Origin of the sequence: Actinomadura sp. NPDC000929 (genome assembly GCF_040492065.1) — a bacterium.
GTDB lineage: Bacteria > Actinomycetota > Actinomycetes > Streptosporangiales > Streptosporangiaceae > Spirillospora > Spirillospora verrucosospora.
The window spans coordinates 56,099-76,483 of sequence record NZ_JBEUPA010000024.1 but is presented as its reverse complement, the minus strand read 5'-3'; the positions used below and the strand labels follow the sequence as shown (position 1 = coordinate 76,483).

The 20,385-nt window shown below is 72.1% G+C and carries 23 protein-coding genes; 8 read left to right on the top strand and 15 right to left on the bottom strand.

What is annotated here, in order from left to right; translation table 11 throughout:
• Positions 1–111 precede the first annotated feature (111 nt).
• From ABWI04_RS12245 to ABWI04_RS12235, 3 genes are all read right to left on the bottom strand, one after another.
• The gene (locus ABWI04_RS12245; protein ID WP_353832442.1) at positions 112–2,634 is read right to left on the bottom strand and encodes an FtsX-like permease family protein; all 2,523 of its coding nucleotides are present in this window, start codon (positions 2,632–2,634) and stop codon (positions 112–114) included.
• Positions 2,631–3,458, bottom strand: coding sequence for an ABC transporter ATP-binding protein (locus ABWI04_RS12240; protein WP_353832441.1), 828 nt, complete (start codon positions 3,456–3,458; stop codon positions 2,631–2,633). The genes ABWI04_RS12245 and ABWI04_RS12240 overlap by 4 nt, the downstream gene beginning before the upstream one ends.
• Positions 3,459–3,599: 141 nt before the next feature.
• On the bottom strand, positions 3,600–3,869 hold the full coding sequence (locus ABWI04_RS12235) for a putative acetyltransferase (RefSeq protein WP_345179888.1): 270 nt from the start codon (positions 3,867–3,869) through the stop codon (positions 3,600–3,602).
• Positions 3,870–3,981: 112 nt separating this feature from the next.
• On the opposite strand from ABWI04_RS12235, the gene fdxA reads away from it, so the two are divergent.
• From fdxA to ABWI04_RS12200, 7 genes are all read left to right on the top strand, one after another.
• On the top strand, positions 3,982–4,308 hold the full coding sequence (gene fdxA, locus ABWI04_RS12230; protein ID WP_131759039.1) for a ferredoxin: 327 nt from the start codon (positions 3,982–3,984) through the stop codon (positions 4,306–4,308).
• A 118-nt stretch (positions 4,309–4,426) separates the two neighbouring features.
• Positions 4,427–5,512 carry a succinyldiaminopimelate transaminase gene (gene dapC, locus ABWI04_RS12225; protein ID WP_345179889.1) on the top strand — a complete coding sequence of 362 codons (1,086 nt, stop codon included), beginning with the start codon at positions 4,427–4,429 and terminating at the stop codon, positions 5,510–5,512.
• A gap of 183 nt (positions 5,513–5,695) precedes the next feature.
• Positions 5,696–6,313: a DUF4178 domain-containing protein gene (locus ABWI04_RS12220; protein WP_345179891.1), complete on the top strand. Its 618-nt coding sequence runs from the start codon at positions 5,696–5,698 to the stop codon at positions 6,311–6,313.
• Between the two features lie 2 nt (positions 6,314–6,315).
• Entirely contained in the window at positions 6,316–6,822 is a 507-nt protein-coding gene (locus ABWI04_RS12215) for a DUF2617 family protein (protein WP_345179892.1), read from the top strand.
• The gene (locus ABWI04_RS12210; protein ID WP_345179895.1) at positions 6,819–7,253 is read left to right on the top strand and encodes a DUF4247 domain-containing protein; all 435 of its coding nucleotides are present in this window, start codon (positions 6,819–6,821) and stop codon (positions 7,251–7,253) included. Before ABWI04_RS12215 ends, ABWI04_RS12210 begins: the two co-directional genes overlap by 4 nt.
• A gap of 27 nt (positions 7,254–7,280) precedes the next feature.
• On the top strand, positions 7,281–7,721 hold the full coding sequence (locus ABWI04_RS12205; RefSeq protein WP_345179896.1) for a DUF350 domain-containing protein: 441 nt from the start codon (positions 7,281–7,283) through the stop codon (positions 7,719–7,721).
• Positions 7,722–7,852: 131 nt separating this feature from the next.
• Positions 7,853–9,349 carry a polyamine aminopropyltransferase gene (locus tag ABWI04_RS12200; RefSeq protein WP_378188502.1) on the top strand — a complete coding sequence of 499 codons (1,497 nt, stop codon included), beginning with the start codon at positions 7,853–7,855 and terminating at the stop codon, positions 9,347–9,349.
• On the opposite strand, the gene ABWI04_RS12195 is transcribed toward ABWI04_RS12200, so the two are convergent.
• On the bottom strand, positions 9,346–10,005 hold the full coding sequence (locus ABWI04_RS12195) for a hypothetical protein (RefSeq protein ID WP_353832440.1): 660 nt from the start codon (positions 10,003–10,005) through the stop codon (positions 9,346–9,348). The two genes, ABWI04_RS12200 and ABWI04_RS12195, sit on opposite strands and share 4 nt — an antisense overlap.
• On the bottom strand, positions 10,002–10,739 hold the full coding sequence (locus ABWI04_RS12190) for a MerR family transcriptional regulator (RefSeq protein ID WP_353832439.1): 738 nt from the start codon (positions 10,737–10,739) through the stop codon (positions 10,002–10,004). Before ABWI04_RS12190 ends, ABWI04_RS12195 begins: the two co-directional genes overlap by 4 nt.
• A 94-nt stretch (positions 10,740–10,833) precedes the next feature.
• Between ABWI04_RS12190 and ABWI04_RS12185 the strand changes: the two genes are divergently transcribed.
• Positions 10,834–11,976 carry an acyl-CoA dehydrogenase family protein gene (locus tag ABWI04_RS12185; RefSeq protein WP_353832438.1) on the top strand — a complete coding sequence of 381 codons (1,143 nt, stop codon included), beginning with the start codon at positions 10,834–10,836 and terminating at the stop codon, positions 11,974–11,976.
• A gap of 46 nt (positions 11,977–12,022) precedes the next feature.
• Here the strand turns inward: ABWI04_RS12185 and ABWI04_RS12180 are convergent, their stop codons facing one another.
• The 10 genes from ABWI04_RS12180 to ABWI04_RS12135 all read right to left on the bottom strand — a co-directional run bounded on the left by ABWI04_RS12180 (position 12,023) and on the right by ABWI04_RS12135 (position 20,326).
• Complete coding sequence (locus tag ABWI04_RS12180) at positions 12,023–13,810, bottom strand: restriction endonuclease (protein WP_353832437.1); 1,788 nt, start codon at positions 13,808–13,810, stop codon at positions 12,023–12,025.
• 588 nt (positions 13,811–14,398) lie between these two features.
• A complete protein-coding gene (locus tag ABWI04_RS12175) occupies positions 14,399–14,908 on the bottom strand; it encodes a GNAT family N-acetyltransferase (RefSeq protein WP_353832444.1) in 510 nt (169 codons plus the stop codon).
• A gap of 23 nt (positions 14,909–14,931) precedes the next feature.
• Positions 14,932–16,020 (bottom strand): ribosome small subunit-dependent GTPase A, encoded by a 1,089-nt coding sequence (gene rsgA, locus ABWI04_RS12170; protein WP_353832436.1) that lies wholly within the window; start codon positions 16,018–16,020, stop codon positions 14,932–14,934.
• A 236-nt stretch (positions 16,021–16,256) separates the two neighbouring features.
• Positions 16,257–17,261, bottom strand: coding sequence for a metallophosphoesterase family protein (locus ABWI04_RS12165; RefSeq protein ID WP_353832435.1), 1,005 nt, complete (start codon positions 17,259–17,261; stop codon positions 16,257–16,259).
• Between the two features lie 46 nt (positions 17,262–17,307).
• Complete coding sequence (locus ABWI04_RS12160; RefSeq protein ID WP_353832434.1) at positions 17,308–17,817, bottom strand: GNAT family N-acetyltransferase; 510 nt, start codon at positions 17,815–17,817, stop codon at positions 17,308–17,310.
• Between the two features lie 59 nt (positions 17,818–17,876).
• Positions 17,877–18,767, bottom strand: coding sequence for a sigma-70 family RNA polymerase sigma factor (locus ABWI04_RS12155; protein WP_353832433.1), 891 nt, complete (start codon positions 18,765–18,767; stop codon positions 17,877–17,879).
• The gene (locus ABWI04_RS12150) at positions 18,736–19,035 is read right to left on the bottom strand and encodes a hypothetical protein (RefSeq protein ID WP_353832432.1); all 300 of its coding nucleotides are present in this window, start codon (positions 19,033–19,035) and stop codon (positions 18,736–18,738) included. The genes ABWI04_RS12155 and ABWI04_RS12150 overlap by 32 nt, the downstream gene beginning before the upstream one ends.
• A 191-nt stretch (positions 19,036–19,226) precedes the next feature.
• Positions 19,227–19,598, bottom strand: coding sequence for a VOC family protein (locus ABWI04_RS12145; RefSeq protein WP_353832431.1), 372 nt, complete (start codon positions 19,596–19,598; stop codon positions 19,227–19,229).
• A 76-nt stretch (positions 19,599–19,674) separates the two neighbouring features.
• Positions 19,675–19,944, bottom strand: a complete 270-nt coding sequence (locus tag ABWI04_RS12140; RefSeq protein ID WP_345179913.1) for a DUF1905 domain-containing protein — start codon at positions 19,942–19,944, stop codon at positions 19,675–19,677.
• A 16-nt stretch (positions 19,945–19,960) separates the two neighbouring features.
• Positions 19,961–20,326 carry a VOC family protein gene (locus tag ABWI04_RS12135; RefSeq protein WP_353832430.1) on the bottom strand — a complete coding sequence of 122 codons (366 nt, stop codon included), beginning with the start codon at positions 20,324–20,326 and terminating at the stop codon, positions 19,961–19,963.
• Positions 20,327–20,385: the final 59 nt, after the last annotated feature.

Here is a 20,385-nt window from a genome sequence, read left to right as displayed (position 1 = left end):
GTCGCCGATCGCCGAGTAGGCGTGCGGGACGTCGAGCTCCGCCGGGACGAGCGCCGGGCGTCCGGCGAGCACTGAACCGTACGAGCGCGGGCGGCGGGGCTCCCGGACCGGCTAGCGGCGGCCGCCCGCGACGGCGCCGCCTGGACGGGCGCGCAGCAGCGACAGGGTCGGCAGGAGCGTGGCGGCCAGGGTCAGGGCGAGTGCGGCGGCGATCACCGTGGCGAGGATCCACGGGGAGCCGTGCGGGACGGGCGCGTCCAGGACGCTCAGGCTCAGCGGGACCAGCGTCGCCGCGGCGACCAGCGCTCCCGCGGCGAGCCCGGCCGCGGTGACCAGGACGGCCTCCACCGCCATCATCCGCAGGACCTGCCGGCGGGCCGCGCCGACCAGGCGCAGCAGCCGGAACTGGCGGCGCCGCTCGCCGACGGCGAGGATCTGGGCGTTGACCAGCGCGATCGCGGCGTAGCCGACGACCACGGCCAGCACCAGCCAGGACATCCAGGCCTGCGTGCGATCCTGCTCGGCGCGCAGCGCGGACAGCGCCGCCCGGTCGACCACGCGGAGGCCGGGGCGCCCCTGGGCGAGCGTGCGGGCGAGCCGGTCGCGGTCGGCGCCCGGCCGGACGGACACCATGATCTGCGGGACGAGCCCGCCGCCGGTGTGCGGCAGGAGGGTCGCGGCGGGCAGCAGCGCGGTCTCGTATCCGGGCCGCGTGCGGACGGTGGCCACGAGCCTGAGGGCGGCCCGGCTGCCGTCGCCCAGCCGCATCGGGATCGTGTCGCCGATCCGGTAGGGGGCGGCGAAGCGCTCCGGCAGCGCGACGGACGCGCCGACGAGGGCGTCGAGGCTGCCGCCGGTGGCGCGGTACGCGGTCGTCCGGGTCACGCCGGCGGCGGTGACCCCCAGCAGCGCCATCGTCGGCGGCTGCGGGGCGCCCTCGCCCGCGTCGCCCTTGTGGACCAGCGGCCCCGCCAGTTCGGCGGGCTCGATGTAGCCGGTGCTGGTCACCTGGGCCGAGGCGGCCGCGACGCCGGGCCGCCGGGCGATCCAGTCGACGGTGTCCAGCGGCAGGCCGCCCGCCGGGGAGGTGACCGCCAGGTCGGCGCGGAGGTTCTCCTGGAACACCGCGCGCGCCCCCTCGGTCTGGGTGGTCTGCATGTAGGTCAGCGCGAGCGCCAGCCCGGTGGCCAGCATGACCGGCAGGATCGCGCCGGTCAGCCGCGAGGTCCCGGCCCGGGCGTTCTCGGTGGCCAGGTACCCGGCGCATCCGGTCGCGGCGCGCAGCGGCCGGCGCAGCGCCGCCGTGACGGCCGCGGCCAGGACGGGGCCCAGCAGCGCGAACCCGGCCGTCCACACCATGGCGGCGGGGGTGGCGACTCCGGCCGCGTCGGGGCCGTCCGAGCCGGCGGTGCCCCAGGCGAGCGCGGCGCCGCCGGCGAGGAACGCCAGCCCCAGCGCGAGGCGGACCCGGCTGAACCGGCGCGTCTCCCGGGACGCCTCGGCGAGCGCCTCGACAGGCCGGGTGCGGGCCGCGCCGTGGGCGGCGACGACGGCGGCGCCGAGCGCGGTGAGCAGCGCGGTGCAGGCACCGGCGACGACCGGGACGATCCCGGCGCGGTAGGCGAGCGTGTCCGGCACCACCCCGGCCTCGGCGAACGCGGCGAGCAGCCACCGCCCGACGTGCGGGCCGGGCAGGCAGGCCAGCCCGGTGGCGACCACCGCCAGCAGCATCGTCTCGCCGACGATCAGGCGGCGGATCTGGCCCGGAGTGGCGCCGACCGCCCGCAGCAGCGCCGTCTGCGGCCGCCGCCGCCGGATCGACAGCCCGAGCGTGGCGGCCACCACGAACACCGTCACCATGGCCGACAGGCCGCCGAACGCCGCGGCCAGCGGGATCAGGTCCTCGCCCTCGGACATGACGTCCGGGTTCTCGGCCAGGCCCCGCTCGTCGCCGGTCAGGACCGACGCCTGGCGGCCGTCCACCGCCCTCTCGACGTCCCGCCGCACCTTCGCGACGTCGGCTCCGGGGGCGGTGAACAGCCCGATCGAGTCGACCTCGCCCGGACGGCCGGCGGCCTGCCCGGCCTCGGCGTCCGGCAGGAAGGCGCCGTTAAGGGCGCCGCCGACGAGCCCGGAGACCCGGTACCGCTCGGCGCGGCCGCGCACCAGCGCCTCGACCGTCTCGCCGACCCGCACCCCGAGCCGGTCGGACAGCACGATCCGTCCCTTGCCGGACGGCGCCGAGCCCTCCACCAGCCTGTACGGGGCCAGCCGGGTCGACGACCAGCCGTGCCCGGTCAGCCGGCGGCCGTCGCGCGTCAGCGTCACGGGGAACGACACGTCCGCCGCCACGCCGGCCACGCCCGGCACCGCGGCCAGTTCGCCCGCGAGCCCCGCGTCCAGCGGAACCCGCTCGGCGAACACCTCGTCCTTGGCCGTGCCGTGGTAGCGCTGGTCGCCGCTCACCACGATCGGCGCGGCGTCCATCCGCAGCGGCGGCGCCGCCCGGTGGATCCCCGACTCCAGCAGCCCGCCGCAGCCGATCACGATCGCCGCGCCCAGGAACATCCCGACGAACGAGGCGACGAACCCGCCTCTGTGGAAGCGCAGCGTGCGCAGCGCGATCCCGATCACCACAGCTCCCGCACGGTCTCGGCCCCGCCGTCCTCGGCGCCCGCCGCCGCGGGCTCGCTCCGCAGCCGGGTCATCCACTCGGCGACCCGCTCGGGCGTCGGCCGGTTCAGCGCGCCCGCGATCCGGCCGTCGGACAGGAACACCACCCGGTCGGCGTACGCGGCGGCCACCGGATCGTGGGTCACCATCACCACCGTCCGCCCCGCCTCGCGGACGACCTCGCGCAGCAGTTCCAGCACCGCCCTGGCGTTCCCGGTGTCCAGCGCGCCGGTCGGCTCGTCCCCGAAGATCACCGCCGGGTCCGTGATCAGCGCCCGGGCGATCTCCACCCGCTGCTGCTGGCCGCCCGACAGCTCCGCGGGACGGTGCCGGCGCCGGTCGCCGAGCCCGACCCGCTCCAGCACCTCCTCCACCGCGCCCCGGCCGGGCCTGCGGCCGGCCAGCCGCAGCGGCAGCGTCACGTTGTCCACCACCGTCAACTCGGGCAGCAGGTTGAACGCCTGGAACACGAACCCGATCCGCTCGCGACGCAACCGGGTCAGCGCCCGTTCGCCCATCGCCGTCAGGTCCGCCCCGGCCAGCCGCACCGCTCCCGACGTCGGCCGCTCCAGCCCCGCCGCGCAGTGCAGCAGCGTGCTCTTGCCCGACCCCGACGGGCCCATCACGGCGGTGAACGACTTCCGGGCCAGCTGGAGCGTCACCCCGTCCAGGGCCGCCACCCCGCGCCTGGAACCGCCGTACACCTTGCGCACGGCCTCCAGCCGCACGACCTCCTCCGGCCCGGTCACCGGATCCCCGCTCGCCCGCTCAGCAACTTCCGTCATGCCGTCAATGCTGGTCGCGGGCATGGTGGCGCCGACAGCCTCGACCGGTTGAACCCGTTGTCCACCGATCGGTGGACGGGCGCCCGGAACCTCCCGGGACGAGGCGTCCCGGCGACACGCCGACGATCTTCGGCGCGGGCGCTAGCCCTCGTCGGGCTCCTCGCGGCGGGGGCGCCGCCGGGGCGGGGGCTGCGGCGGGACGACCTTCGCCGCGACCATGGTCGCCTCCGGCACCTCGACGAGCTCGCCGTCGCGGCGGCGCACCGCGAGCGTCCCTCCGGACCATGATTCGAGTACGCCCACGACGTCGCTGTACTCTCCCGTAGGCAGACGGCGGCGCAGCGAGATCCGCTGGCCCACGTCGGCGCCATTGATGGCCACCACCAGGCGTGCGGCGAAGCGGCCGGACATGTAGGGACCCCCATGTCGAATCGACGGCGGCGGGGTGGCCATACTATTCACAGCGAGCTTGCGGTGAGCCGTGACGTGCGGCGGGGCCGGAAATCCGAGAGGAGTCACTGACGTGACCTACGTCATTGCGCAGCCCTGCGTGGACCTGCTCGACAAGGCATGCATCGAGGAGTGCCCGGTCGACTGCATCTACGAGGGGAAGCGTCAGCTCTACATCCACCCGGACGAGTGCGTCGACTGCGGTGCGTGCGAGCCGGTCTGCCCTGTCGAAGCCATCTACTACGAGGACGACGTCCCCGAGCAGTGGAAGGACTTCTACAAGGTCAACGTGGAGTTCTTCGACGACCTCGGCTCGCCCGGCGGCGCGTCCAAGGTCGGGAAGATCGACAAGGACCACCCGATCGTCGCCGCGCTGCCCCCGCAGAGCCAGGACGACTGATCTCGGGCGGGTCTGGAGCGCTCCGCACGGGAGCGTTCCGGGGCCCGCCTTCGCCGGGAACCGGGCCGTGGTCGGGGACGACCGCGGCCCGGCGGGTTTCTCCAAGGAGGTATGGGCGTTGTTCACGCTGCCGGACTTTCCGTGGGATCGGCTCGCGCCGTACAAGGAGCGGGCGCTGGCGCACGCGGACGGCATCGTCGACCTCTCGGTCGGAACGCCCGTGGACCCGACGCCCGAGTTCGTCCGCCAGGCCCTCGCCGCCGCGTCCGACGCGCCCGGCTACCCGCAGACCTACGGGACCCCGGAGCTGCGCGAGGCGGTCGCGGGATGGCTGCGGCGCCGCGCCGGCGTGACGGCCGCCGACCCCGACGCCGTCCTCCCCGTCATCGGCACCAAGGAGCTCGTCGCCTGGCTGCCGACGCTGCTCGGCGCCGGCCCCGGCGACAAGGTCGTCTTCCCCGCGCTGGCCTACCCGACCTACGACGTGGGGGTCCGGCTCGCCGGGGCCGACCCCGTCGCGACCGACGGCACGCTCGCGCTCGGCCCGGTCTCCCCGAAGATCGTGTGGGTGAACTCGCCGTCCAACCCGACCGGCAAGGTGCTGCCCGCCGAGCACCTGCGCAAGGTCGTGGCGTGGGCGCGCGGCCGCGGCGCGGTCGTCGTCAGCGACGAGTGCTACCTGGAGTTCGGCTGGGACGGGGACAACCCGCCGATCTCGATCCTGCACCCGGACGTCTGCGAGGGCTCCCACGAGGGGCTGCTCGCGCTGAACTCGCTGTCCAAGCGCTCCAACATGGCGGGCTACCGCGCCGGGTTCCTCACCGGCGACCTCGCGCTGGTGAGGCGGCTGCTGGAGGTCCGCAAGCACGCCGGCATGATCGTCCCGGCTCCGGTGCAGGCCGCGATGACCGTGGCCTACGGCGACGACGCCCACGTCGACGAGCAGCGGGCCCGGTACGCGCGCCGCCGCGCCGCGCTGCGCGAGGCGTTCGAGCGGCACGGCTTCCGCATCGAGCACTCCGAGGCGTCCCTGTACCTGTGGGCCACGCGGGACGAGCCCTGCTGGGACACCGTCGCCCACCTGGCGTCCCTCGGCATCCTGGTCGGTCCCGGGGAGTTCTACGGCCCCGGCGGCGCCCGGCACGTCCGCATCGCCTTCACCGCCACCGACGCCCGCGTCGCCGCCGCCGTCGCCCGCCTCTGACCCGCCGCGCCCGCCCTCGGCCTCGGCCGGTTCCGGTCCGGGCGTCCACGCGGTGATTCGGGAGTTGCCGGGCGAAACCGCATCTCCTTTTGATACGTCTGATCGCGGTATGGGCCGGACAGGCCACAGTCGGTAGGATCCGCAGGTCTGTCCCCCTTGAACGGACGAAACGATGGAGGTGCCGTGGGCAAAGCGGCGATAGTGGTCCTGCTGGCACTGATCTTGATCGCCTTGGTCGTGCTCATCGTCGTCCTGCTGCGGCGCCGCTCGGGCGCGCCGGCGCCGGCGCCCGCCCCGGCCGTCCCGCGCGACCCGTTCGCCGCCGAGGACCAGGTGGCCGGCGACCCGCGCACGCTCAAGGCCGGCGACATGGTGGAGTACCTCGGCACCCGCTACTTCGTCCGCGGCTCGCTGCGGCTGAAGGAGGGCGGCTTCACCTGGAGCGAGCACCTCCTGGACGCCGACACGACCGAGGGCGCCAAGGTGTGGATCTCCGTCGAGGAGGACCCCGACCTCGAAGTCGTCTGGTGGAACGAGTACGAGATCGGCGACCTGCGGCCGGGGGAGAAGACCATCGTCGTCGACGGCGTCGAGTACCGGCGCGACGAGCACGGCACCGCCGACTACACCAGCGAGGGCACGACGGGCGTCGGCGTGCAGGGCCGCGTCGAGTACGTCGACTACGAGGGCCCGCGCGGCAGGTACCTGTCGTTCGAGCAGTACGGGGGCGGCCAGTGGGAGGCGGGCCTCGGCGAGCGCGTCCCGGCAGGATCGATGACGATCTACCCGGGCGGTAGCTGACCTTGCAGGCCACCCTCGACACCCCCTACGCGGACGCCCGCGCCGACGGGCTCTCGTTCGCGCTCGGACTGCCGCCGATGGACGCGCTCGCCGTCCTGCCGGTGGAGCGCGCGGGCCTGACCGTGGAGCTGCGCCTGCTCGGCGCGTCCCACCAGGTCATCGCCGGGCCGCTGAGCGAGACGGTGGCGTGCCTGCCCGGACGCGCCGACCCGCTGCCCGGCCATGCGGCGGCGAGCGTGCCCGGCTGGGCGTACGACTTCGCCGCGACGACCGCGGCGCACAGCGACGGGACGGCGTTCGCCCGCGCCGTCGAGGCCGTGTGCGCCCGGCTCGCGGACCGCGGTGACGCGCTGACCGGGGCCTTCCCCGGATCCCCGCACGCCGTCACCGTCCTTGCCTTGGAGGACACGGCGGGGCAGGAGGCAGCGCTCGGATGGCGCACCTGGCACGCCTACCCGCAGACCCGGGAGATCGTGATGACGCGGAGCCGGCTGGTGAGACCCTCATGAACAGCAGATACCGGGTGGCGGGCGCGGTGGCCGCCGCCGCCCTGACCGCCACGGCGCTCGGCGGCTGCGGGAAGTCGCAGTCGTCCTGGATCGCCGACAAGTACACCAAGGTGGGATACGACACCTACCGGTCGCCGAAGGCCCCCCAGACGGTCGCCTCGGAGATCGGCCGCAAGTTCAAGCCGATCGACCGGGTGGACGACCTGGCCACCATGGGCGCCAACGGCGGCATCTTCATGCGCTACCCGAAGCTCGTCGTCGGCGTCCTGCCGAACGGGACGGGCAGCCGGATCACGGTCGACAACCCGCGCGGCGGCTACAGCCGCCACTACTCGCACGTGAGCGGGCGCTGGAGCAGTCCGGGCAGCAACGGATGGACGAGCAGGGGCGCCGCGTCCTTCCGCGGCGGCGGACCCGGGTCGGGCAAATGACGCGGTCGGGCAGATGAGGAGCGACACATGAACGACGACATCCTTCACGAGATCGGCGCGACCTTCGCCTACGGCGCGGTCGGCATCGCCCTGATGGCGCTCGGCTACCTGGTCGTGGAGGTGACGACGCCCGGCAAGCTCGGCAAGCAGATCTGGACCGAGGGCAACCGCGGCGCCGCGCTCCTGCTGGCCGCCAAGCTCCTCGGCGTCTCCTTGATCGTCACCACCGCGATCGTCACCAGCGACAGCGACCTTTCCGAGGGGCTGGTGGACACCGCCGTGTTCGGCGGGATCGGCATCGTGCTGATGATCGTCGCGTTCTTCCTGCTGGACGTGCTCACCCCCGGCAAGCTCGGCGCGACGCTCGTGGACGGGGGCGGGACGGCCGGCGCGATCCACCCGGCGGGCTGGGTCGTCGCCGCCGCCGACCTCGGGGTCGCGGCGATCGTGGCCGGGGCGGTCTCCTGACGTCCCGCGATCTGGACCAGGCCGTCCGGCCGTCCGGCGACCCCTCCCCGGAGCCGTCCCGTCCCGAGGGGGACGGCCCGGGGAGACTGCGCGTCCCGGCGCGGGCGGCGCGCGCGCTGGTCCTGGCGGCCGTGTTCGCGTGCGCGGCCTGCGGCCTGGTGTACGAGCTGGCCCTGGTCGCGCTCGGCAGCTACCTCGTCGGGAACTCCGTCACGCAGGCGTCGATCGTCCTGTCGGTGATGGTGTTCGCGATGGGCGTCGGCTCGCTGGCCGCCAAGCCGCTGCAGGGCCGCGCCGTGGTGGCGTTCGCGGTCGTGGAGGGCGTGCTCGCGCTGATCGGCGGCGTGTCGGTCCTCGTGCTGTACGCGGCGTTCGCCTGGCTCGACCTGTACGTCCCGGCGCTGGTGGTGGTGGCGTTCGCGGTCGGGGCGCTGATCGGCGCGGAGATCCCGCTGCTGATGACGCTGCTCCAGCGGATCCGCAGGCAGGACGCCGGGTCGGCGGTGGCCGACCTGTTCGCGGCCGACTACGTCGGCGCGCTGATCGGCGGCCTGGCGTTCCCGTTCCTGCTGCTGCCCACGTTCGGGCACATCAAGGGCGCGCTGCTCGTCGGCGTGGTGAACGCCGTCGCCGGGATGGCCGTGGTGATGTGGCTGTTCCGCCGCGAGGTCGGACGCGCCGCCCGGATCGCGCTCGCCGCCGGCATGGTGGCCGTCCTCGCCGCCCTCGGCGTGACGTACACGCTCGCGGACGGGTTCGAGGTCTCGGCGCGGCAGGCGCTGTACGACGCCCCGATCGCGGTGGCGAAGCGCACCCCGTACCAGGAGATCGTCATCACCCGGCGGGCCGGGGTCGGCCCCTCGGACCTGCGGCTCTTCCTGAACGGCGACCTTCAGTTCTCCTCGCTGGACGAGTACCGCTACCACGAGTCGCTCGTCCATCCGCTGATGTCGGGCCCGCACGGGCGGGTGCTGATCCTCGGCGGCGGGGACGGCCTCGCGCTGCGCGAGGTGCTGCGCTACCGGGACGTCCAGAGCGCGACGCTGGTCGAGCTGGACCCCGAGATGATCCACCTGGCCCGGACGTACGGACCGCTGGAGTCCCTCAACCGCCGCTCCTTCGAGGACCCGCGCGCCCAGACCGTCAACGCGGACGCGTTCTCCTGGCTGCGCGGCCTGGACCGGCAGTTCGACGCGGTCATCGTGGACATGCCCGACCCCGACGACGTGTCCACCGCCAAGCTGTACTCGGTCGAGTTCTACGGGATGGTGAAGCGGGCCCTGGCGCCCGGCGGGCGGATCGTCGTGCAGTCCGGGTCGCCCTACTTCGCGCCCAAGTCGTTCTGGAGCATCCAGAAGTCCGTCGCCGCCGCCGGCCTCGCGACCACCCCCTACCACGTGGACGTGCCGAGCTTCGGCGACTGGGGGTTCGTCCTGGCGTCCCCCGGGAAGCGTCCCCCCGCGCTGGAGCTGCCGCGGGACGTCCCCGACCTGCGCTTCCTCGACGGGCCGGTGCTCCAGGCGGCGGCGGTGTTCCCCAAGGACCGCCGGACCCGCGACGTGGACGTCAACACCCTCGTCCACCCGCGCCTGGTCGAGTACGAGGGCCAGGAATGGAAGAACTCCTAGCCGTGCCGTTCAGCTTGGAGTTCTTTGAGGGAACGGCCCATCTCGGTGGCGACGCGCGCGCTGAGGCGTTCTAGTTCGGCAAGGGTCGGCCGCCGGAGGGCGGGGTAGAGGGCGGCGGAGATGCTGAACACCACGTTCCGGGCTCTGACAAGGGCGGTGACGGCTTCGCCTTCGCCAGGTTCGTCGGGCGAGATGAAGCCTTCATCGCCCGCTCGGAGGGGCCGTGCCGCCGGGCCGAAGAGCCTCTTGTCGTCGGCGAAGCCGGCCGCCGCGAGCGCGGTGGCGGTCCGGCCGCCTTTCGGGTGATGCACTTCCAGTTGGATACGCAGCATGGCTCCGCGCGCGGAGGGATCCGCCTCGCCCTTGGGAAGGGTCACCTTCCTTCCTTGCGGCGGGCGCAGTGTGCATACCCACATCGTTACGGCGCTGCGGGCGTGGAATCCCGAGTTCTGGCACCCCGAACGGCGGTCCTCGTCCAGGCGCATGTCCTGACGTAAGTCGGCCGTCAGAAGCGTCACAGGGTCGGGCACCGACCGCAGCTCGCCCGGTTGGAACGGCACGCTGGAGGGGCGGTCGCCGGTCGACGCGCAGCCACCGGTGGTGGCCGCCGTGACCGCGCCCAGAACCACGATCATGATGCGGGAACGGCCGTTCATCCGGATGTCCTTTCGTGGGTGCTCGCATCCCCGCCGCCGGGGACGGACTGCCGGATCGCCCGGTCGACCGCGCGCTGGAACGACGTGACCAGCGACTGGATCATCAGCGGCTTGAGCTTCCCGGCCATTTCCAGGAGCCGCTCCCGCTCTTCGGGCGCGCGGCCGCCCTCCCGGTAGGGGCGGACGACGGTGTCCTGGAAGACCTGCTGGAGTTCGGCGGCCAGCGCGGTCGTGTACCGGTCGACGGTTTCGTGCGAGGCGATCAGTGTCTCCAGCGGCATCGGCAGCTGCGCCAGCTCGGCGCTGATGCCGAGGAGGGCCGGGCTGATGACCCGGACGGCGTTCGCGGAGAGCCGCTCGACGACGCCGAGGGCCTCCAGGCGTGCGATCGTCTCGTCGTCGAGGTGGCGTCCGGCGCGGCGGTCCAGCTCGTGCCGGTCGAGGTCCTCCGGGCGCTCGGGCGCCCAGGGGGACAGCAGGGCGCGCTGGAGGGCGAGGTCCTCGGCCGGCGCGTCCAGCGGGATCCGCTGGAGGTGCTTCTCGATCGAGGCGAGCGTGAGCCCGAGCGACTGGAGCTCCCGGACGAGTTCGAGCCGCGCGAGGTGGTCGGCGCCGTAGAGGCCCGTCCTGCCGCGCAGCCTCGGCGGGGGCAGCAGGCCGCGCCCGGCGTAGAACCGCACGGTCCGGACGGTGACCCCGGCGCGCGAGGCCAGCTCGTCGACGGTCAGCTCCATGCCGCCTCCCTGTATGTGACAGCACCAGTGTTACATTAATCGTGTATCAGCACGCACTTACTTGTCGGCACGCACTCAGTAGGGAGACCGGCGGATGGGACGCGACATCTACACCGAGGAGCACGAGGCCTTCCGCGACATGGTGCGCTCCTTCATCGCCAAGGAGATCGCGCCCCACCACGAGCAGTGGGAGAAGGACGGGATCGTCTCGCGCGAGGTCTGGCTGGCGGCCGGGCGCGCGGGCCTGCTCGGCATCGACATGCCGGAGGAGTTCGGCGGCGGCGGCGACCCCGACTACCGCTACTACGTGATCTTCAACGAGGAGCTGGCGAAGGCCGGCGTGCACGGGCCCGGCTTCGCCGTCCACAACGACATCAACGGCGGCTACCTGCGGCAGCTGTGCAGCCCCGAGCAGCAGAGGCGCTGGTTCCCCGGCTACTGCTCCGGAGAGATCATCACCGCGATCGCGATGACCGAGCCCGCCGCCGGGTCCGACCTCCAGGGCATCAGGACCACGGCGCTGAAGGACGGCGACCACTACGTCCTCAACGGCTCGAAGACGTTCATCTCCAACGGGATCCTCGCCGACCTCGTCATCGTCGTCGCCAAGACCGACCCGTCCGCCGGGGCCAAGGGCGTCAGCCTCCTCGCCGTCGAGCGCGGCATGGAGGGCTTCGAGCGCGGCCGCAACCTCGACAAGGTCGGCATGCACGCCCAGGACACCGCCGAGCTGTTCTTCGACAACGTCCGCGTCCCGAAGGAGAACCTCCTCGGCGAGGAGGGCATGGGCTTCATCTACCTCATGCAGAACCTCGCCCGCGAGCGGCTGTCCATCGGCGCCACCGCGCAGGCCGCCGCCGAGACCGCCTTCGAGCAGACCCTGGAGTACTGCAAGACCCGCGAGGCGTTCGGCCGTCCCATCGGCAAGTTCCAGCACAACCGGTTCACGCTCGCCGAGATGAAGACCGAGCTGACCGTCTCGCGGTCCTTCACCGACGAGTGCATCGTCAAGGAGGGCCGGGGCGAGCTGACCCCCGACGAGGCCGCGATGCTCAAGTGGTGGAACACCGAGCTCCTCAAGCGGGTCGTGGACCGCTGCGTCCAGCTGCACGGCGGCTACGGCTACATGACCGAGTACCCGATCGCCAAGGCCTACCAGGACGTCCGCATCCAGACCATCTTCGGCGGCACCACCGAGATCATGAAAGAGATCATCGGCCGCGGCCTCGGAATCTGACCCCACCACCCGCGGAACGCCCCGCCCGGGGCGTTCCGCCGTCCGGCTATTCGATGATGACGCCGTGGTCTCTGGCCAGCCCGGCCAGGCCGTCCGCGTACCCCTGGCCCACGGCGCGCAGCCGCCAGCTGCCCTGGCGGCGGTAGACCTCGGCGCAGACCAGGACCGTCTCGGTCGTGGCGTCCGCCGCGAGAGCATGGGCAGTGCCGTCCCGTTCGGTCACGGTGAGCCGGACGCTGCCGGGCGGCCCGCTCGTGACCAGCAGAACGGTCGACACGTCCGTGGCCAGCCGCGCCAGATCCACCTGCACCTGCCTGGCCGCGGTGTCCAACGTGACCGCACCGTCGGCGGAGACCGGCTGGTTGTAGAAGATGAAATCGGCGTCGGACCGGACCATGCGGTCGGGGTTCAGAAGCAGGGCGCAGGGATCGTGGTCGGGAGACGGCAGCGCGAACGCGCACACGACCGCGGGCGAGGAGATCTTGACGTTCTCGCCCGCGCGGAGCGGGCTCGGGGGAGCAGCGGAGTCGGCGCGGTCGAGGTCCGGATCGCGCCAGCCCTCCGGCGCTTCGATCCGGGCTTCCACTCCCGCGTGCTCCTTGAGGAGGTAGAGCAGGTTCGCGCCGTCGAGCAGCTCGATGGGCTTGTTCTTGGCGAAGTCGAACGAAGCCTGACCGTAGCCGCTGGTCGTGACGAGGATGCCCTTGGACGCGCCTTCGTTCTGCAGCGTCCCGTAGAGGTCGCGGACAGCCGACACCCCCACGGTGTTCCGGTAGCGCTTCGCCTGGATCACGACCTTGCCGCCCATGATCGGACGCGGATCGTAGGCGACGCAGTCGACGCCGCCGTCCCGTGACGGCCTGGTCTGACGGGTCTCCAGGCCCATCCGCGCGAACAGGTTCTGGATCAGCCCTTCGAACTCCGTGGGGTTCATCTCCAGCAGGTTCGGCCGCTCGTCCAGCTCCCCGAGGATGTCGGTCTCTTCGACGAACCGCGGATCGACCATGCTGAACTCCAGCACGGGACGGACGGGCGAGAGCTCCGCGCTGTTCCGGGACACACCCGCGCCCAGATGCCTGAGGCAGGCCGCCGGTTCGACCCGTGCGAGATCGAGGTCGGAGAACGCCTCCCTGGTGGTGCGCAACGTCAGCAGGCAGGGCCGGACGGGGCGTCCCGTCGCGGCGTCGATGGTGTCGACCATGCCGTTGAAGACGATGGTGGTCACGTGACCGGCGGCGTCGGCTTCGAACAGGTCCCGGACCACACGCAGCGCGACCTGACTGATGACCGAGGTGTACTGCGGCTTGATCTGGGAGGCCGGACGCTTCGTCTCGGTGACGGAGTCGGAGGTCTTGACGTACCGGTAGGCCTTGACGGTCGGAACGACGTCGATGGTCGGCAGTTCGTACTCGACCACGAGCTGAGCGGATTCGGGGACGTACGCGATCCGCCACTTCGTCGGGAAGCCGTCGGGATGGGGGACGGAGTTGAGGACGAGGTCGAAGTACGCGGCTACGGCGTCGGGCCGTCCCTCCGCGAGGTCCCGCTTGAACGACTCGACTTCGGCGTGCTGCCGCCGCACCCGCTCCTCGGCCTCGTTCGTCCGCCGGGAGTGTTCCTGCCGGAGGCGGTTCAGCGTGGCCTGCCGGGCTTGTTCCCGCTGGGTGTGCTCGGCGCATGCTCGCTGGTAGTTCAGCTGCCCCTGCCGGACCTGTTCCTCGTGCCGTGCCCCGCCGAACAGCTTGGACATGCCCGTCTGCGGGGGTGGCAGGAACGCCTCCTGCCGTGGCGGAGGTTCGGGGTGGCCCGCCGGTCCGGGGTCGAAAGGCCTCACGTTCGGCTTTTCCTTGAGCCGATCGAGGTTGAAACGGGTGTTCGTGCGCAGGCCCGAAACCAGAATCGAATCCAATTCCTCCAGCCGCTGGGCGAGACTCTCGTTCTGCGCCGCGACTTCGGCCACTCGGGATTCGACGTAGAGGCGTTTGCGTTCTTTCTCGTCGGCGGCCCGCGCACGCTCGTAGGCGGCTCGGGCCCGTGCCGCCTCCCGTTGCGCGGCCGCCTCCGCCCTCCGCCGCGCCGCCGCCGCACTCTCGGCTTCGCGCTGCATCCGTGCCACCGTCGCCATGAATCCCTGACGCCTCGCCATTCACCTCACCCGTCGATGAAGAACCCTGGGTCCTGCGATGCCTCCTGCTCTGCCAACACTAAGCATTCGCCGGTGCGTCGAAGGGGTCCTTGCCTGATCAGGCCAAGGGGCATTGGTGTCGGAAGAACCAGGTGGGCATTTCGTGGACGAACGGCGAGGCCGCGACCGCTTTCGGTCGGATAGGGCGGTGACTCGGAACCGCGGATTTCTATGGCCGCGCTCATCGAGCACGGGGGGCGGTGGTGCCCCGAGGGGGTGGGGCACCACCGGGTGGGGTCAGACTCCGAATGCGGCGGGGTACTGGATGGTGCCGGTCGGGACCGGGCGGGCGTCGTCCAGGGCCAGGGCCATCATGGCCTCGTCCGGGACCTCGAAGGGCGCGCGGACGCCGAAGCGGGAGGCCGGGACGAAGCCGAACCGCGGGTAGTAGCCGGCGTGGCCGAGGACCAGGACGAGGTTCTCTCCCATGGCCCGCGCGGCGTCCAGACCGGCGCGGATGGCGGCCGAGCCGGCGCCGGTCCGCTGGAACGACGGCAGTACGGCGCACGGAGCCAGGGCGAGCGCGGGCTCGCCGTCGACGTGGCAGCGGGTCAGCAGCGCGTACCCCGCCGGGGTGCCGTCGGGGGTCGTGCTGATCATGGACAGGCCGTCGATCCACGCCTCGGGGTCGGCGCGCAGGGCGTCCACGATGCCGGCCTCCTCGGCGGTGGGGAAGGCGGCCAGGACGATCTCGCGGATGGCGGGCACGTCTTCGGCGGTCTCGGAGCGGGTGATCCAGGCGTGCATGGCGGTCCTGTTCTCGATGGAGGTCACTGCTGGCGCTCCCTGAAGCGGTAGGTGGCGCGCAGGTGCTGCGTGATGTTCTTCCTGGCGGCCTCGCGGTCGGCCCGCAGCCGCGCGTCGGTGCGCGAGGCGGCGTAGGCGTTCTCCCGCAGGAGCCGGTGATAGCTCTCCAGCCGCCGCTCCGGCACCGTCCCGGCCTCCACGGCCGCCAGGACCGCGCAGCCCGGCTCGCTCATGTGCGCGCAGTCGGTGAACCGGCAGTCCTCAGCGAGCCGCTGGATATCGGCGAAGGTCTGCTCCAGCCCGTCCTGGGCGTCGTGCAGGCCGATCGAGCGCAGGCCCGGGGTGTCCAGCAGGACGCCGCCGCCGGGCAGCGGCAGCAGTTCCCTCCACGCGGTGGTGTGCCGGCCCTTGCCGTCCGTGGCGCGTACGGCGCCGGTGGCCAGAAGGGGCTCGCCCAGCAGGGCGTTGCCCAGAGTGGACTTGCCCGCCCCCGAGGGGCCGAGCAGCACGACCGTGCCGGTCAGGACGGCGGTCAGGACGTCCACGCCCTCCCCGGTCGCGGCGCTGGTGACCAGCACGTCCACGCCGGGCGCCACCGCTGACACCTCGGCCTGGGCCGAGACCGCGTCGGCGCCCGCGTCGGCCTTGGTGAGCACCACGACCGGCTGCGCGCCGCTCTCCCAGGCCAGGGCGAGCATCCGCTCGGTGCGGTCGTGTTTGAGCGGGGCGGCCAAAGACACGGTCACCACGACCGTGTCGACATTGGCGGCGAGGACCTGCCCGTGCGAGGTGCGCGACGCGCTGGAACGCACCAGGGCGGTGCGCCGCTCCAGAACTTCGTGCAGCATCGCGGCATGGTCGGCGGTCGCGGGACGGAGCGCCGCCCAGTCGCCGGTGCACGGCGCCGTGAGCGGATCACCCTGCCGGGCGGCGGGGATCTCCGCACGGACGATCCCCGCATCGGTGACCGCCTCGCACAGGCCGCGTTCGGCCCGCACGATCCGGGCCGGGACCAGCCCGGCGGCGTGATGAGGCGTGAAGGCGTGCTCGTAGGCATCGTCCCAGCCGTAGTGCGCCAGAGGGCGCGGCTGGGTGGAGAAAGAATGAGACAACGTGAAGACCCTTGAACGAGGGCCCCGATCGGCACAGAGCGCGACCGCCCGAAAGCCGCTAGGGCTTCGAGAGGGTCGTGGACGTCAGGTCAGACCAGGGCCCGGGACGTGAGGATGGTCCGGCGGGCGCTGCACACGGCAGCGGCCTTCGCGGCGCTCATCAACCTCACCTCCCATTTCTCGTCCCGTAGCCGACAGTCGTCTATGCGATCGCAACGCTACCACGCAGCGACGCTTCAGCCGGGCGGGTCGGGAGCGACGACTCCCAGGGCGGCCGCCACCTCCAGCGTCCTGCGCGGCGTCGCGCACCGCCTGGCCAACGCGGTCTGGTCGAGTCGCCCGCCGCGCGCCTGGAACAGCACTGGCGCAACCGGATGCCGCCGCATCTCGTCCGGGGTGAGTTCCATGGAGGCGCGATGCGCCGCATCGACCAGAACGGGAGCCAGGGCGCGCAGCCGAGCGGCCCACTCCTCGACCGCCCGGAGCCATTCCTGCGACGCCGCATCGGACGTTCCGGAGAACCGGGCCGCCTTCTCGCTCAGCTCCGACCAGGCGAAGTCACGCCACGGCTTGGCCTTCAGGACCGGCAACTGCCACTCCCGCTTGACGGCCGACCAGTGATCGGCGCGTGCCGCCACCGAGTGGACCGTGAACCCCGGAACGCACAACGCGGTGAGGTTCCAGCCGTGGCAGGCGCCGGTGTCGAGCCCGAAGACCCTCCCGTCGCGGACCAACGGCTCCCGGCCGGTGACGTGGTGACCGAACACGACCGGCTTGTCGTCGGTGTAGCGGTCGTGCCAGTGGCCGTCAGGGAACAGTGCGGCGAGTTCCCGTTCGCCGCTGGTCGAACCGCAGAGGATCTCCTCCCGCTGGACGGCGAGAGGCGCACCGGGGACCAGCGCCGCATGCACGACCCGGACGTCCTCGCTCTCGAAGAAGTACGGGAGCGTCCGCATCCACTCGACCGTCTCGGCGTACTCGTCGCCCAGTTGCAGGCGCGTGATCTCCTGCGCGTAGGAGAAGATCCCGCGCACGTGCTTGCGCTCGTGGTTGCCCATGACCACGACCGAGTTCGGACGATCGCGGAAGAACCCGACGACCTTCCCGGGCGCCGGACCCCGGTCGACCAGATCGCCCACGCTGACGAGGAGGTCGTCCGGCTGAAGTTCCACCTTCTCCAGCAGATCGATCAGCTCGTCGAAGCAGCCGTGAACGTCGCCCACGATGACGGTGCGTCCCACCCGCCGGAGCCTAGGCAGGCGCCCCTCTCACCCGCAAAGCAATATCTCAGGTCGAACTCAGGCGCTGGCCGTAGACGTGGACGGTCTGGCCGCGGTACTGGATATCGCGCAGGTAGCGGTGACCGATCCGCTCCGCGACGGCGATCGAAGGGGAGTTGCCCGGCAGAATGACGGAGACCACTTCCTCTGCGTCCAGCTCCCTGAAGCAGTAATCCACAGAAGCGCGGGCCGCCTCCGTGGCGTACCCCTTCCCCCAGTGCTCTCGCGCCAGGCACCAGCCGACGCCCAGCCCTGGGAACCCGTGCGGCTGCCAGGGCCCGGCACGGCCGACGAACCGGCCCGTGGCCTTCTCCACCAGCGCCCAGTGCGAGTAACCGCGCATCTCCCGGTGCCCGATGAACAAGGCGAGACTCCGCCAAGCATCCGCAGGCGAGGTGCCGACGCTCTCCGCCAGCCTTCCCGCGACCTGCGGGTCGGCGAGCATCGCGGCGTAATCGGCGAAGTCGTCACCCGTCAGCGGCCGCATGACGAGCCGCTCCGTCTCCAGCACAACCATGATCGAAGTATCCGCCGGACGCCAGGCGTCCGCACCCGCCCGACGGTTCCGACGACCGGTCACCCCACCCAGGCGAGGACGGCACCCGCGACGGACGCGAGGACCCCCAACGGTGCCGCGACCCAGAGCAGCCTTCTGGCCCTGTGACCGAGCCAGGTGAGCGTCCCGCCGGCGCCGAGGCCCCCCGTGGCCGTCACGGCCCCGAACGCCAGCGGGCCCAGGACGTTCCGCAACGTGGCGTTGACGTCGCGCGCCTCGTCGAGGATCGTCCGGCAGTCCGGGCATCCCCTGAGGTGCCGGTCGAGTGCGAGCGACTCTCGCCTGGACAGCCCGCCGCGCACGTACGCGCCCATACTCCGCAACGCCTCGCGGCACTCCTCACGCCCCGTCGGCTGCATCTCGTCGAGATGCGCTTGCAGGTACGCCCGGCGGAGCCCCTCACGGGCGCGGTAGGCCAGTGCGGCGGCGCCGTTGGGGGTGAGTCCGAGCACTGACGCCACCTCGGCGGGCCTGGCGCGCTCGATCTCGGTATGCCACAGCACGACCCGCCAGCGCTCGGGCAGCGACCGGAAGGCCCGGACGGCGGTCGACCCTTCCGGCAGCGGATCGGCGAACGGGACGCCGGGGTCGTACTTCTCGATCTCGCCGGTCGGCCGGAGTCGCTTCTCGGCCCGGAAGCGGTCGTAGACGGTGTGCCGGAGCGCGGTGAGCAGGTACGGCCGGAACCCCTCCCGCGGCCCGTCGCCTCGGCGCAACAGGTCGAGGACCTTGGTGAAGGTCTCCTGGACGGCGTCCTCGGCCGCGTCCCCCTCGACCAGGGTTCGGGCCAGACGGCGCGCCGCGTCCACGTGGCACTCGTAGAGCGTCGCGTAGGCGGACACGTCACCGGTGCGGGCCCGGGAGATCAGCGCCGCGTCGTCAGGAAGATCCGGCGTCCTCTCCCGGCTCAAGGCGGTCTCCCTCCTCCCACGGCGAGTGAGGACCGCAGCATGCCGGCACGTCCTCCCGGCCGGACGCGGCGGCGGCGAACCGGTCGATGAGGTGCAGAGCCCGCCCGCTGTGGGCCGGACGTCCCAGGACGGCCACGCCGACCAGCAGCGCGAGCATCGCGAGGAGTCCTCCACCCAGCATGATGAGCCCGATCGCGGCCGTCCACTGCCCTGTCATCAGGGAACTTCCGAACCCCACCGCGATCGTCCAGCGGCATCGTTCCGCCACCGCGCCTCCCCTTCCCGCTGACGTGGCCCGTAAGGCCCGGTCGGGACACCAGACGGGAAGGGATTCGCGAACATGACGCGACCAACTGTGACGTGCGTCACACCGCCGTTCGGGGGCGGGGTGGCTGAGCCGTCGGGGCGGCCGGGTCGGCCGCGGTCGGCATTCGCCGGCGCGAGCCGGGGTCGGCGGCTCTAGGCTCGTGGCACGAGTTGCTGGACGCTCCAGCCGTTGCCGTCCGGGTCCTTGAAGAAGACGAAACGGCCCCAGGGGAACTCCTGCACCTCGCTGACCTCGACACCCCGTCCGGCAAGCTCCGCTCGGGCGGCGTCGGCGTCCGAGACCACCAGTTGCAGGCCCTGGAGAGAGCCGGGCGCCGTCTCGACGACCCCCTCGCCGAAGGCGATCGAGCACGCCGACCCCGGCGGCGTCAGCTGAACGAACCGGATCTCGTCGCTCACCCGGTGGTCATGGTCCAGGACGAACCCGGCCTTGTCGGTATAGAAGGCCAGCGCGCGGTCCACGTCCGAAACGGGCACCGCGACCAGCTCCAACTTGAAGTCCATGCTGTCGTTATATCCCGCCCCCTCCGGCGCGGTGGCGGAGGGGGCGGGGCCGCGTACCGGCCGCCGGCCGTACCGCCTAGGGTTTCGACCACTCCTGGAGACGGACGGTCACGGTGTCTCCTTCCTGCTTGCCGATCGCCTTGCGCACGTCCGCCTTCACCGGCAGTTTGTGGGTGCCGTCCCCCAGGGCCATGAACGAACTCTGGAACGGATGGCCATCGATCGTGCCCCGTACGCTCACCCGTCCACGGGTGCCGAAGAACTCGGCCGACTCGGGCCATACGACATAGGTCCAGCCGCCTTTGCTCGGGCTCTTCTGCATATGCGCAGTGAACTGCTTGTCCATCGCCGTCACCGTCCGTTCAGGAGTCCTGGATGAGAATGAGGCTGTTGCCGTCCGGGTCGCGGACGGAGAACATCGGCGGCACTCCCGGTCCCATCCGCATGACCTCCGCATCCACGTCGGCGCCTCGTGCGCGCAGGGCCGTGTGGTCGGCGTCGGCGTCCGTGGTCGTCAGGCGGATACCGGCCGGGATCTCTCCTGGAACGAGCGCGATGGTCGTCGTCGCCCCCGGTGGTGCCACCTCGATCCAGCGACCGGGCCCGAAGGGCACGTCCCGCCGTACTTCGAAACCGAGCTCATCGACGTAGAACTCGGTCGCCTTCTGCTGGTCGGTGACGCGGATCCCGACCGTGGCGAGCTGGGTGATCCGGGTGGTCTCGCTCATCCCATGCCTCCGCTTTCTTGGGGTCACCAAGTACGACCAGGGCCGAACGGAAAACTCAT

Coding starts and splice junctions, on each gene's coding strand:
- ABWI04_RS12135 (WP_353832430.1), bottom strand. CDS start 20,326: ATGAGCGAGACCACCCGGATCACCCAGCTCGCCACGGTCGGGATCCGC.
- ABWI04_RS12240 (WP_353832441.1), bottom strand. CDS start 3,458: ATGACGGAAGTTGCTGAGCGGGCGAGCGGGGATCCGGTGACCGGGCCG.
- ABWI04_RS12160 (WP_353832434.1), bottom strand. CDS start 17,817: ATGGTTGTGCTGGAGACGGAGCGGCTCGTCATGCGGCCGCTGACGGGT.
- ABWI04_RS12235 (WP_345179888.1), bottom strand. CDS start 3,869: ATGTCCGGCCGCTTCGCCGCACGCCTGGTGGTGGCCATCAATGGCGCC.
- ABWI04_RS12190 (WP_353832439.1), bottom strand. CDS start 10,739: ATGGAGCTGACCGTCGACGAGCTGGCCTCGCGCGCCGGGGTCACCGTC.
- ABWI04_RS12185 (WP_353832438.1), top strand. CDS start 10,834: ATGGGACGCGACATCTACACCGAGGAGCACGAGGCCTTCCGCGACATG.
- ABWI04_RS12195 (WP_353832440.1), bottom strand. CDS start 10,005: ATGAACGGCCGTTCCCGCATCATGATCGTGGTTCTGGGCGCGGTCACG.
- ABWI04_RS12145 (WP_353832431.1), bottom strand. CDS start 19,598: ATGGACTTCAAGTTGGAGCTGGTCGCGGTGCCCGTTTCGGACGTGGAC.
- ABWI04_RS12210 (WP_345179895.1), top strand. CDS start 6,819: ATGAACAGCAGATACCGGGTGGCGGGCGCGGTGGCCGCCGCCGCCCTG.
- ABWI04_RS12205 (WP_345179896.1), top strand. CDS start 7,281: ATGAACGACGACATCCTTCACGAGATCGGCGCGACCTTCGCCTACGGC.
- ABWI04_RS12175 (WP_353832444.1), bottom strand. CDS start 14,908: ATGCACGCCTGGATCACCCGCTCCGAGACCGCCGAAGACGTGCCCGCC.
- ABWI04_RS12140 (WP_345179913.1), bottom strand. CDS start 19,944: ATGGACAAGCAGTTCACTGCGCATATGCAGAAGAGCCCGAGCAAAGGC.